This window comes from Bacillus sp. 166amftsu, from assembly GCF_900107445.1.
In the GTDB taxonomy this organism is placed as follows: Bacteria; Bacillota; Bacilli; order Bacillales; family Bacillaceae_G; genus Bacillus_A; species Bacillus_A arachidis.
On record NZ_FNQA01000002.1, the window covers coordinates 729,086 to 741,756 of the forward strand.

A 12,671-nucleotide genomic window follows, 5' to 3' on the forward strand; every position below is an offset into this window, starting at 1 on the left:
TTAATATATTAATAGTAAATATACTATAATTAAGCCATATACATACAGGTTTGGAGGTATTATTACGGCAAGTGTTAATTCTTTGATTTCAGATATTCAAAAACTATCAGTATCTCAACAAGAACAGTTACTTTCCTATTTAGAAGACCTACTTGTATTAGGTACACAAGTAGGTCAAGTAACACAAGAAGTCAAGGAATTTAGATTTGCCAAGGGAAAAATCTGCCCACATTGTAGTGCTGAAACTGTATCAAGAAACGGCAAGTATAAAGGGAAGTAACGATATATTTGTAAATCCTGCAATAAGACTTTTACTGACTTCACAAACTCTGCCACTTACAAAAGCAAGAAAACATTAGATAATTGGCTTAAATACGCTAAATGTATGATTGCAGGTTTTTCCATTGGAAAGAGTGCTACAATTGTAGAGATTAATATTGCAACAAGTTTCTTTTGGAGACACAAAATACTTGATTGTATAAGGTCATTTTTTGGTGTAGGCTCTGTTGAGGGTGTAATTGAGGCTGATGAAGTATCCTTTGCAGAGAGTTTCAAAGGTACAAAACCTTCTAAAACGCCGAGAAAATCTCGTAAAAGAGGAAAACATAAAGAAGGAATTTACCATATTCAACACATTAATGCTGTACACAGCAAATTAAAAAAGTGGATGAATAAGTTTAATGGTGTTGCAACTAAATATATCAGCAATTATTTTTATTGGTTTAAATGGCTACAATTATTTGAAACTGACAAAGAAGTTGTTAAAATCAGGAACTTTATGGTTCAATGCAATGTAGCCCATTCTTATACAAGAATAACAGATTTTAAAGAAAGAGAGCCAATATTTATTTAGGTATATACATTTGTAATATTAGGAATGACGAATTATTTGTATTTCATGGAGGATAAATTGTAATGATGAAAAATAATTTTAAAATAGAAAATATTCCAGCGGTTTTGTGGGGTGACAAATCAGATAAGTTATTTGTGGTGGTGCATGGTAACATGTCAAACAAGGCAGATGACTCAATTATTGTATTTGCAGAAGAAGCAACAGCAGTAGGTTATCAAGTGCTTAGTTTTGATTTACCTCAACATGGTGACCGTAAGGATGATACCTATCTTTACAAAGTTCAAAACTGTGTCCAAGACCTTAATACAATTATGACCTATGCAAAATCGTTATCAAATAATATAAGCATTTTTGCTTGTAGCATGGGAGCGTATTTTAGTCTATTAGAATATAGCCATGAGCCGTTGAAGCAGTGCTTGTTTCTCTCTCCTGTGGTAAATATGGAACGTATCATAAATAATATGATGACATGGTTTAACGTAAGTGAGAGTAGACTAAAAATAGAGAAAGAAATTTCTACACCTATTGGACAAACTCTCTATTGGGATTACTACTGTTATGTGAAAGAACATCCTATTGTTGCTTGGAATAATCCAACTTCAATTCTCTATGGTTCAGAAGATAACTTATGTGAGTTTGACGTTGTATCTGAATTTAATAAACGTTTTAACTGTAATTTGCAAGTAATGGAGAATGGAGAACACTATTTCCATACTGAGGAACAGTTGCAGTATTTCAGACAATGGCTGAAAAAACATATATACGTTAAATGATAATAAAATAAAAAATGATTGATGTATAATCTTCTTTAAAAGCGAATTAAGGGAAGTCAAAATGTCTTCCCTTAAAAGTTATATAATTTCAACATTGTTTTAAAACATCGCCTAAATTTTCTATTCTCTTTAACCTTCACCACTTTACTCCTTTTTATAAAAAACAAAAAATCTGATTTCAAATGAAATTAGAAATAAAAGTAAGTCTATGACCTATTTTTACACGTATCTCGGCTGTACCCCAATTACTGATCAAATCTCTTTACGATTCTCAAGCCAAACATCATAGTAAAGAAAACAACTACCATTACATAGACTAGTACGTATTCTACTCGTATCATATATATAAAACAAACAGTATTACAGCACCAACTAAATGAGAAAGACCGAAGATTTGAGCCATAAATTTCAAACTCACCGTTAACTTGATGGGTATGGGATTTAGAGCTCAATCTAAAATTTATGTATGTTTATGTATCTCTTCTAAATACTCGATAAATAATTTAAGTGGTACTAATCCGCGCTTTGGCATTTGACTACTTATTACTGCCACAAGTTCTAACTGCGGAACAATGATAATATATTGCCCACCATATCCCATTGCAAAATATATATAATACGGTATGTGAAATCTTTCATTGTCTAATATCCACCAGTGATAGCCATATGCCCCAACATGCTCGTATGTTAAAAAACGCGGCTTACTCGATTGTTCAATCCAACTTGAGGATACAATCTTTTCTCCGCTCCAAAATCCATTCTGTAGACATAATAATCCTATTTTTAACAAATCCTCCCCTTTCATTTTCACACCAAATCCACCAACATAAATATTTTGTGGATCTTGTTGCCACTCATATTCGGTAATTTGTAAAGGATTAAATAGATATTCCTTTGCAAACAGCTCCGTTGTCTTTCCAGTTGCAACTTGTAGGATATAGCTTAACAAATGTGAAGAACCTGAATTATAATTCATTTTCGTTCCTATCTCTTCTATTAATGGTTTCTGTAAAATGTATTTTATCCAATTGTCTGATTCCACAAAATCGTTTGGAAATACAACTCCATTACCAAACTCCTTCCATTCTTCACCAGTTGTCATTGTCAGCAAGTGATAAATGGTTAATCCCTTCTTTTCTTTCGGTACATGTGGAATCCACTTTGCTATAGAAGTATGTATATCACTTATGTATCCTTTATCTATTGCTATACCGATTAAAATCGACACGATACTTTTAGTAATAGAATTAATTTTATATAAATTGTTTGCACATTCTTTTGTTTTATAATATTTGGTTGTTAACTCACCTTGTTGATAAACGAGAAATGTATTTACTTTCTTACTTTTAAACATATTTTCTAGCATGTAAAAATCCAATATTCGTTCCTCCAAACACTTGCTTTCTTCTAATAGTCTTTACTATTCTACTGTGAAATAGTGAACCTTTTTTTCTTTAATGGTATTTTTTAATTTTTTTGTTGATTAATTTAACGTTACTAATTGCTTTGCTCTAGGGATGTAATAAAAAAGATGAATGCTATAGTATCTTTTGATGTACTAAACAGCTTATGAACACGATAGTTTCCCTACAGAAAAAAGGAAGTAAATGATTAAAATTTACTTCCTTTTTTCTATGTTTACATACCTAAAAGAATACAACTACATATTACGATTAGAAATAAAACCAATAAACTTTTAGGGAAATTATTCATAGAATACTCCTTTAATTGTGAGATGTGTAACAGATTATAGCATGAATTAATTGCAACGTGTATCACATATATTTATTTTCCAAATATATACAACCTATTGTTTACATCATGCAGAAATATGATTTTTATTTTTGTAAGATTGTTCAAGACCCATCATAAAATGGTAAAAAATACACCTGTATACCAAATAGTTACCATTTGATATCACTCAAAAATATCAAAATTCCCTTCCATACAACTCTTAAAAAATCACATAAATTAAAGTCTTATTTGAGTATACCAAATGTAAAAGCTTGTATTCTATATCTAACAAAAATAAGCCCGATGCTTTCAGTATCAGGCTCATTTTTGTTAACTTAATGGTTATGTTCTTTCGATCATCTTTTTGCTACTTTTTTACAATTTCGTTCTCACATTCCAAAGCTCTGGGAAAAAGCGTTGATCAAGAACACGTTTTAAATAAGAAACACCAGATGATCCACCTGTTCCCATTTTATGTCCAATAATACGTTCTACTGTTTTCATATGGCGGAATCGCCACTGCTGTAACCAATCTTCAATGTCGATTAACTTTTCAGCAAGTTGATATAAATCCCAATATTTTTTTACATCTGCATACACTTCTAACCATGCAGCTTCAACTGTCGCATCTTCTTCATAAGGCTGTGTAATATCACGATTTAAAACATTTGGATTGATTGGGAATCCCTCTTTTACAAGCGCCTGAATTGCAACATCGTAAAGACTTGCTGAATGAAGCGCTTTATGCAAACGAGCATGTAACTCTGGATCTTTTTCATAAATTTTTAATGCATGAGGCGTTTTATAACCAAGTGCATATTCAATCATACGGTATTGATAGGACTGAAATCCCGATGCTTGACCGAGTGAATCACGAAACTCAATATATTCAGATGGCGTAAGCGTTGCAAGAATATCCCAAGATTGAATAATTTGCGATTGAATTTTTGAAACGCGTGCAAGCATTTTAAATGCCGGTGCTAACCTTTCATTTTGAATCGATTCAATCGCTGCGTTAAGTTCATGTAAAATGAGTTTCATCCACAGTTCACTTGCCTGGTGAATAATAATAAACAACATTTCATCATGGTGATCAGATAATCTTTTTTGACTTCCTAACAAACTATCTAATTGTAAATACTCTCCGTATGTCATATTTTCTTTAAAATCCGTATGAATTCCCTTTTCCATAATTACTTTTTCATTTTCTTTCATAAAAATGAACACCCCTTCTATGCATCATCTGCTTGCTCTTATAGTGGTCTTAAAACTGCACGAACCGGACTACCATCCGCATCTGTCAACGCAAGTGGCAAGGCAATCAGTTCATAATCTCCGTCTTGTACATGGTCTAATACAACATTTTCTAAGATATGAATACCGTGTTTAAATAATTGATGATGGGTTGCTAATTCTTTATCATCTAATGGGTCCACAGAAGGTACATCTACCCCGATTAATCGAATGCCTTTTTTCGAAAGAAATGGTGCAATATCAGCACGTAAATACGGAATTACTTGCGGGAACTCCTGTGCATTTCCATGTGAAGAAGTCCGAAGTAATAACCTCTCTATTCCATCTAAAGGGAATTTTTTTAATTCTTTTGCGCCAATACTTTCGATACCTGATACATCTATAATTCGAGCTTTACCAACATAGACGTTAACATCTAAATCTAGTACTCTTTTTCCGTTATTATCAAAATGAAATGGCGCATCAATATGCGTACCTGTATGAATACTCATCGTTAATTTTCCAACATTAACAGATCCGCTTTGTTCTTTTGACCATGAGACTTCGTATGAAAATGGCGTATCTCCTGGCCATGTCGCGATATCATTATTTAATGGTTGTGAAATATCAATCCAATCAGATTCTTTCATCGCTTATGCCACAACCTCTCGCTTATTTTCAAATTTTTTATATTCTTCATCTTTCATGATTTTCTTCAAAATTTGCACAGACTTCCACACTTCTTCATACGTGTTATATAAAGCAACTGGCGCAAGGCGAACTCCATTTGGTGCACGAAAATCAGGAATAACTCCATTTGCCTTTAATGCTTTACATATACGCGCAGCTTCGGGATGCTCTAAATAAATATGTCCCCCGCGTTTCTCGTCCTCTAATGGATTTCCAATTGTGAATCCGAGCCCATTCAGTTCATAGTTGATTAAATCTAGCATATAACGAGTAATGTGTAATGATTTTTCTCGTAATCTTTCAATGCCAGCTTCTTTGAAAATCTCAAGAGAACCAATTAGCGGCGCTGTACTTAACACATGAGGTGTACCAATTTGATATGCCCCGGCGTGTTCAGCTGCCATTAATGTATGTTCCATATCGAATTGCTTATCTTTTCTCGAACTAAACCAGCCAGAAAGCCCAGGAAGACGATCAAAATGTTTCTTGTTTACATATAATCCAGCAACACCACCAGGCCCTGCGTTTAAATATTTATAATTACACCATACTGCGAAATCAACATCCCATCCCTTAAAGTCATGCGGGATTGAACCGATGGAATGGCATAAATCAAAACCAATATGGATACCACGTTTGTGCGCTTCAGCTGTTAATCGCTTCATATCAAGAATTTGCCCACTTCGATATAGCACTGCAGGCAATAAAATTAACGCAATATCATCAGTCATCGCCTCAATAATATCTTCCTCTTGAAGCATCCTACCATCCCTGCTCTTCACTCGTACAAGATGTTCATCTGGATTTAATCCTTTTAAACGGATTTGGCTTTGCAACGCATAAATATCTGATGGGAATGTCAATTCATCTGCAAGAATTTTTGTGCGAATTCCTTTCGGTTCATAAAACGTCGCAATGACTTGATGAATATTCGTTGTCGTGGAACCGGTTACAATTACCTCTTCAGGTAAAGCACCAACAAGAGGAGCAGTTAATTCACCTAATTGTTCAGAGAGAAAAAACCAAGGATGTTCTCCTTCTGTCCACCCATCAATACCATACTCTTTCCATGAATCTAGCATAGTAAGTAAAGATTTTTCCGCTCTTTTTGAAAGTAATCCTAATGAATTACCATCTAAATATATTGTATCTACTTTCTTATAAAATTCTTTTTGAAAATTAGCAAGTTCATCATATTTATCACATTCAATCGCATAGTCGCAAGATGGTTCAAATGGCTCTCGATACATTCTTTCACCTTCTCTTAATTTTCTTTTTATTCCAACTAATTGAAATGTAACATCAAAATTGACATAACGTCAATGATATTATGTCAGTTGACTTTTTGTATTCGATTCAACTAGAATAAAAATATATTTTCAGATATTTCAGTATAAGGGAGTGTCCAGTTTGGAAAAAGGTCTTCTTTCAACAAGACAACAGCGATCTATAGAAACGAGAAATAAATTATTAAAATCTGCCCGCAATGTTTTTTTAGAAAACGGATTTCACAAAACAACAATCTCTCAAATTATTAAACATGCTGAAACTGGTTATGGTACGGCATATGTATATTTTAAAAATAAAGATGAGCTCCTTATTATCCTTATGGAAGATATTATGAACCGCTTTTATCAAATTGCCGAACGTTCCTTTTCGCCTAAAACAAAAAAAGAAGCTCACAGTATGATACAAAATCAAACGCGAGCTTTTTTACAAATAACTGAAGAAGAAAGAAATATATTACAAGTCGTTGAAGAGGCTATCGGTGCGTCAAAAGAAATTCAACGAAAGTGGAATGATATTCAAGAACGTTTTATAAATCGAATTATGCAAGATATCACCTATTCTCAGGAAAATGGATTGGCACGAAATGAATTAAATAAAGCAATAGTAGCACGTGGTTGGTTCTCTATGAACGAAATGTTTCTATGGGAAATTGTTCGAAAAGAGAAGGAAATAGATGTAGAGGAAATTGTATTTACACTAACAGAGATGTATACCTCAGGACTATATAAGAAATCTTAATTTTTCTCATATTAAGAGTAAGCGCGCATTTTTTTGTTTATAATGAATGAATCATTATCCATCTTAATGTTACAAATACGATCGCACTACTTTCTCATTATTCGACTACAAATAAATCCCAGTGTATCAGTAGCAATTTTATTACGATTAAGTACAATTCCTGCGTGACCAGAATTATAAATATATCTAGTTGGCTTATCCCAAGAAGTCCATAAATACTCAGTATCCTGAAAATGTACATATTGATCATATTTTGCTGATAGTAATAGAATGTTTTCTTTATTCACCTTTGGTAGCGCTTGACTAGGCTCCGTAATCTTCCAATATTGGATTAATTGTTCGTATGTGACACCATAATGTTGTAAATCAGCTTTAATGAATTTCCCAGGACTTGTATTCCATATTGAATAGGACAATTGGTTAGCATAGAGTATAGAAGCTAATACATCAATGTTACTCTCAACAAGAGCCGTTAAATTTGTTATAAACCCACCTAAACTAATACCTATTAATACTATTTGTCCTTTCTTATTCCTTTTTATCCAGTCGATTAATGCTCTTAAATCAACTACAGCTTGTTGGACCGATTGAATGGTTCGTTGAATATTTGCGCTAATCATATATTCGCCACTGTATAGAGATTCCTCGGGTTTTCTTTCAAAGTGATATGGAAGTGTAAAATAATACATATTCCATCCTAAATCCATAATTCGTTTATGAAAAATATTTTTAACTCGGTCATTTGATTCCATTCGCCAACCATGAACAAAAATAACATTAGGAACTTCTTTATTTGTATTTAAATAGGCCTCTCCCTTTACAATATCATTATTTAAATGGTCAGATTGAATAGCACTTTCATATTTAAATTCCCCTATTTCATATCTTCCTTCCTGTAATTCATGCGAATTAAAGGCAATAGCAGCTGGATATAATTTATAAAACTCCTCTATCCTCTTTTCACCTTCTAGTTTAGGAAAATTTCGATCAAATTGTAAATCCTTACTTTTTTTCTTGTGTAAATCATATAAAGCAAATTGTTCTATCATTTTCCATATAATCATATTAATTCTCCCTAAATTGTAAATCTTAGTTATTTTTAAATTCAATTATAATCATAAGATATTTTTTAAGATATAACAAAGCTAACTGTGGTATTTCATTTATTTTAAAGTATGGAAGCTTGTAATATTCCCTATCTATTAAAAAAGAACCCTTAATTTACAAGGATTCTATGAATTATTTGCATCTTAACCTCCTATTTCGAAAAAGAAACTTCAATTAGACATCTTTTTTATTATATCCTACTCACAATTCCCAAAATAAACTTATATTCATCCCGCTTCTTTTTTGATTTCTTAAACCCTTCTTTTGAGTCTAATATAAAACAAGTTTTTCGAAACCAAACTCGTAAATAGCATGATTCAAAACAAATAGGTTTCACAACTCCTTTTTGCTCAAATTCAGTCCCATCTTCTCGTTCTATTTCTGTTCGAATAAACCATCTATTTCCGATTCCAACCTCTATATACTTCATTTATAACGCTCCTTTCGCATTACTTCTAGGAAATTTCATTATAAACACTTCTACTATTTCCCCGGTAAGCGCACGTTTTGACAGATTCTCCTTTATTTTTTCTTTATTTATGTGAGCTAAAGGAAAAATATTTATGGTACCGAATAACTCAAAGGTATATAAATATTTCTTAAGAAAGGTATGTATATTATGAATAACCAATTTACTACTCTATTAAGTGAAATGATTTTTATAGAAAGACAATATAAATTTCCTAATCCAGATGCTGTTCTCTATCATCCTGGTCATTACACTGAATTAAATGAACAAATTATCACATTATTTCATGAGGAAAGCTTTAAAACCATTATGATTCCCAGTGTACATAATACATTTTTAAATGCAAATGAGTTTACTTTTCATAAAGAAGTCCTAGTTCAATCAGGAATTCCTGAAGAACTCGTTATTCCAATAACAGGAGAAGCTAATACTGCTAATGATGTTATAAAAAACGCAATGCTTCTTCTATCAAAAACAACCGAAAACAAAAATATTTTATTAGCGGGAAAAACTTTTTTTATGAAAAGATTCTTGCTTATAGCGACCGCGTTTGCTACAAATGACATGACTATCGATGTTCTTCCTTTACAAGATCATAGAAATCTTACGAAAGAAACATGGTACTTAACAGATATCGGTAGGAAACGAGTATGGAATGAATACCATATGATTTCAAAATTTCTTAAAGAAAACTATCATTAAACCGTAAAGTAGTAGACTTTATCGCGTTGACCAACTTAAAAGATTTCCCCTCTCTATAGAAATCATTTCATTCTACTATTTCCCCGGTAAGCGCATATTCCGACAGAACATGCATCTACATACAAAAGAAGTAGATTTACCGACATCTACTTCTTTACAATTGGAACCGTTGCATTCGTTTATAAAACGTACTAGACGGAACATCTAATAACTTTGCCACAGGTGATACATTTCCCTAGCATCCATCCTAATTATATCTAGGTCCTTCCATCTGGCCTCTAAATCCGTACTGTAATAAATCATCTCCCTTTTCTTCATTGTTGGAGATTCATTTTTAGGAGCTCGTGCGAGGAAATATAATTTTATTATAAAACCTCATAAAAACGTTTCCGATAAAATCAGGAGGATGACACAAACATGTTAACAATTCGAATATTTTAATGAACACTTTTGTATTTTCTATACATCACTACATTTTGCACAATAGAACTCACTGCAATAAAAATCCATAACCATTTCATCGGATGATTATTTAGAAAAAATATTGTGCTTGCTATAATGAACAAAACAGTGGACACGATACTAATGCATCATTTTGTTCCTAGTTGTAAGATTCGCACTCCTTTTCGCCTATGTTTCTACTTTATTTTACTCGCTTAGAAACGTCTATATGTAATTTCATAAGCTATTCTCCATTAAATCTTCCCATAATAATAGTATTATAGTATTTACCATCAGCAAGCCTTTTATCATTTTTTAATATTCCTTCTATTTCAAAACCAAGTTTTTCATACAATTTAATTGCTTTACCGTTTGTTTCTAAAACATTCAAAGCAATCTTTTTGATCCCGTTGCTGTCAGCCCAAGAGATAGATTCTTTTAAAAGGTTTTTACCGATACCATATCCCCAAAACTCTTTTAATACACATATTCCAAATTCTACCTTATGCGAGAATCGCTTTAAATTCACTCCCTCACACCTTGAAAAACCAACAATCCTGTTATTCACTACAGCAACTAAAAATAGGTTTCTTGGACTTTCAGTGTCTGTTTGTATAATCTCTTCAAACCCCTTTGTATCTATGAATCCCTCTCCTTTTTCTCTATCCAAATTTTCAGTCTCTCCATCAATCTGTAATCTTAACTCTGATAAGTCTTTTGCATCTTTATCCATTGCAGATCTAATAGTATACATTATCCCATTTACGTCAAACTCTTGTTTGCTAATAATCATAATATACCCCTTTTACATTAAATTGATTTAGAAAAATAAAACAGCTAAAGCCCTTAATAATTTACTGCAATTCTAGCTAAATACCCCCCACCAATTTGTTCGATAAGATATTGTCCTAAATGGTAAATCTTGATAATCACAGTTTATCATAGGTTCCATCAGTTAAGAATAAGTAGCTATTATCACTATCTAAAAAAATGTTTTATTGCTTCAAGCTGTATTTTATGATTACATTCGTCACAGCAATATTTACCTTTCTGGTCTTCCTTGAATTTCTTATATTTTTCAGTTCCTTCATATACCCGAAATACATTTTTACAACAAAAACAAATAACCTCATAAAATATCATGTCCTTCCCCCTTCTTAAGGTAATACGTTACTTTTGAATTACCCGCTCAAAGATCTTGATAAGTTCTTTCGTGTAATCTTTAACGTTAAGATCGGAATTTCTCATTAGCTCTAGGCTATAAGGACGATGTGAAAAACTCTCGAAACCCTCCTTCTGCATGCCCAAACGTAGAATATTTCCAATAGGAAGAAAAATAGTTTTAGTATGGTCTGCTGCAAACCGAACTTTCCCTTCATCTGTTCTTTCATTCGAAACAATTTCTATAACAGCGAATATATGTTTTCAATTTTCATCTATAAATTTCAGATTGGATTCAATATATCTTTGAAGCATTCCTTTTGGAGACATTTGAGTTTCAATTTGCGGACAAATAAAGGACTGGCAAGCTATATAGTAATCAATAACAAATGTATGTAAAGAAACAATATCTATGCTTGACGATGTGATGTAAGAGAATGATAGATTTTCTACACGTAAATCGTTATGATGTAAGAAAAAAGAAAGTGAGCGAAAAATGAGTAAAATCGCGATTATTACAGGTGCATCCAGTGGATTTGGCCTTTTAACTACCCTTGAACTTGCAAAGAAAGACTATTTCGTCATCGCTACAATGCGTAACCTTGATAAACGAGCAGAATTATTATCTCAAGCTACTGCATTACATTTAAAACAAAATATCAAAATTCATCAATTAGATGTTACAGATCAAAAATCTATACAGGCATTTCAATTGTTTTTAAAAGAATTAAATCAAGTAGATCTTCTCGTTAATAACGCGGGATATGCGAGCGGTGGATTTATAGAGGAAATTCCAATAGAAGAATATCGCAAACAATTTGAAACGAATGTGTTTGGAGCAATATCAATATCTCAAATTGTATTACCGTATATGCGAAAACAAAAAAGTGGAAAAATTATTAATGTAAGTAGTATTAGTGGCCAAGTTGGTTTTCCTGGTTTATCTCCTTACGTTTCCTCCAAATATGCATTAGAAGGTTGGAGTGAATCCCTGCGCCTAGAGGTAAAACCGTATGGAATAGATGTTTCATTAATTGAACCCGGTTCCTATAACACAAACATATGGGAAGTTGGTAAAGAACTTGCAGAAAATTATGTAGAAACAACCTCTCCCTATAAAGAATATATGGATAAAATACAGAATCATATGAATAGTAGCAGTGAAACATTTGGCGATCCGATAGATGTTGCTCAAAAGATTGTAGCAATTGCTGAAACAAAAACGGCAACATTACGATATCCAATTGGAAAAGGTGTAAAATTGATGATGGTTGCGAAAAAATTTCTTCCTTGGAGAGTGTGGGAGTTTCTTGTTTTGAGAAGTCTTAAGAAGATGTAATGCAGAGGACTACTAATAAATAAGAGTCGTTATACACATTGAAATTGTGATAACGACTCTTATTATTTTACTCTTTTAACCAACAGGTTGGAATACATATATCATGAAATAATGTAATAATTAAACAAAACAAGAATACAA

General features: G+C 32.5%; 12 protein-coding genes and 2 pseudogenes. 5 read left to right on the forward strand and 9 right to left on the reverse strand.

Translation table 11 applies throughout. The annotated features are described in order from the left end of the window. Positions 1-61: 61 nt before the first annotated feature. A pseudogene (locus tag BLV40_RS10510) lies at positions 62-853 on the forward strand (IS1595 family transposase). 62 nt (positions 854-915) lie between these two features. Beyond that, entirely contained in the window at positions 916-1,626 is a 711-nt protein-coding gene (locus BLV40_RS10515) for an alpha/beta hydrolase (protein ID WP_090689636.1), read from the forward strand. Between the two features lie 245 nt (positions 1,627-1,871). Here BLV40_RS10515 and BLV40_RS29760 read toward each other — a convergent pair. From BLV40_RS29760 to kynU, 5 genes and pseudogenes are all read right to left on the reverse strand, one after another. Then, positions 1,872-2,053: pseudogene (locus BLV40_RS29760) on the reverse strand (hypothetical protein); the annotation flags it as partial. A gap of 33 nt (positions 2,054-2,086) precedes the next feature. Continuing rightward, a complete protein-coding gene (locus tag BLV40_RS10525) occupies positions 2,087-3,004 on the reverse strand; it encodes a serine hydrolase domain-containing protein (RefSeq protein WP_090689639.1) in 918 nt (305 codons plus the stop codon). 731 nt (positions 3,005-3,735) lie between these two features. Further along, positions 3,736-4,575, reverse strand: a complete 840-nt coding sequence (gene kynA, locus BLV40_RS10530) for a tryptophan 2,3-dioxygenase (RefSeq protein ID WP_026590981.1) — start codon at positions 4,573-4,575, stop codon at positions 3,736-3,738. A gap of 38 nt (positions 4,576-4,613) precedes the next feature. Beyond that, positions 4,614-5,243: an arylformamidase gene (gene kynB / locus BLV40_RS10535; RefSeq protein WP_026590982.1), complete on the reverse strand. Its 630-nt coding sequence runs from the start codon at positions 5,241-5,243 to the stop codon at positions 4,614-4,616. Between the two features lie 3 nt (positions 5,244-5,246). After that, on the reverse strand, positions 5,247-6,533 hold the full coding sequence (gene kynU, locus BLV40_RS10540) for a kynureninase (protein ID WP_090689642.1): 1,287 nt from the start codon (positions 6,531-6,533) through the stop codon (positions 5,247-5,249). Between the two features lie 160 nt (positions 6,534-6,693). Here kynU and BLV40_RS10545 point away from each other — a divergent pair, with 160 nt between their 5' ends. Further along, complete coding sequence (locus BLV40_RS10545; protein ID WP_090689645.1) at positions 6,694-7,311, forward strand: TetR/AcrR family transcriptional regulator; 618 nt, start codon at positions 6,694-6,696, stop codon at positions 7,309-7,311. An 86-nt stretch (positions 7,312-7,397) separates the two neighbouring features. Here BLV40_RS10545 and BLV40_RS10550 read toward each other — a convergent pair whose 3' ends face one another. Further along, a complete protein-coding gene (locus BLV40_RS10550; protein ID WP_090689647.1) occupies positions 7,398-8,375 on the reverse strand; it encodes an alpha/beta hydrolase in 978 nt (325 codons plus the stop codon). A gap of 233 nt (positions 8,376-8,608) precedes the next feature. Further along, a complete protein-coding gene (locus BLV40_RS10555) occupies positions 8,609-8,848 on the reverse strand; it encodes a DUF3977 family protein (RefSeq protein WP_090689650.1) in 240 nt (79 codons plus the stop codon). A 189-nt stretch (positions 8,849-9,037) separates the two neighbouring features. Here BLV40_RS10555 and BLV40_RS10565 point away from each other — a divergent pair, with 189 nt between their 5' ends. Further along, complete coding sequence (locus BLV40_RS10565; RefSeq protein ID WP_090689655.1) at positions 9,038-9,589, forward strand: hypothetical protein; 552 nt, start codon at positions 9,038-9,040, stop codon at positions 9,587-9,589. A 685-nt stretch (positions 9,590-10,274) separates the two neighbouring features. Here the strand turns inward: BLV40_RS10565 and BLV40_RS10575 are convergent. Beyond that, positions 10,275-10,823, reverse strand: coding sequence for a GNAT family N-acetyltransferase (locus BLV40_RS10575; protein WP_090689660.1), 549 nt, complete (start codon positions 10,821-10,823; stop codon positions 10,275-10,277). Between the two features lie 185 nt (positions 10,824-11,008). Next, positions 11,009-11,173 carry a DUF2197 domain-containing protein gene (locus BLV40_RS10580; protein WP_081810979.1) on the reverse strand — a complete coding sequence of 55 codons (165 nt, stop codon included), beginning with the start codon at positions 11,171-11,173 and terminating at the stop codon, positions 11,009-11,011. A 514-nt stretch (positions 11,174-11,687) separates the two neighbouring features. Here BLV40_RS10580 and BLV40_RS10590 point away from each other — a divergent pair. Then, complete coding sequence (locus tag BLV40_RS10590) at positions 11,688-12,530, forward strand: oxidoreductase (protein WP_090689661.1); 843 nt, start codon at positions 11,688-11,690, stop codon at positions 12,528-12,530. Positions 12,531-12,671: the final 141 nt, after the last annotated feature.

Coding starts and splice junctions, on each gene's coding strand:
- BLV40_RS10515 (WP_090689636.1), top strand. CDS start 916: ATGATGAAAAATAATTTTAAAATAGAAAATATTCCAGCGGTTTTGTGG.
- kynA (WP_026590981.1), bottom strand. CDS start 4,575: ATGAAAGAAAATGAAAAAGTAATTATGGAAAAGGGAATTCATACGGAT.
- kynB (WP_026590982.1), bottom strand. CDS start 5,243: ATGAAAGAATCTGATTGGATTGATATTTCACAACCATTAAATAATGAT.
- kynU (WP_090689642.1), bottom strand. CDS start 6,533: ATGTATCGAGAGCCATTTGAACCATCTTGCGACTATGCGATTGAATGT.
- BLV40_RS10550 (WP_090689647.1), bottom strand. CDS start 8,375: ATGATTATATGGAAAATGATAGAACAATTTGCTTTATATGATTTACAC.
- BLV40_RS10555 (WP_090689650.1), bottom strand. CDS start 8,848: ATGAAGTATATAGAGGTTGGAATCGGAAATAGATGGTTTATTCGAACA.
- BLV40_RS10565 (WP_090689655.1), top strand. CDS start 9,038: ATGAATAACCAATTTACTACTCTATTAAGTGAAATGATTTTTATAGAA.
- BLV40_RS10575 (WP_090689660.1), bottom strand. CDS start 10,823: ATGATTATTAGCAAACAAGAGTTTGACGTAAATGGGATAATGTATACT.
- BLV40_RS10580 (WP_081810979.1), bottom strand. CDS start 11,173: ATGATATTTTATGAGGTTATTTGTTTTTGTTGTAAAAATGTATTTCGG.
- BLV40_RS10590 (WP_090689661.1), top strand. CDS start 11,688: ATGAGTAAAATCGCGATTATTACAGGTGCATCCAGTGGATTTGGCCTT.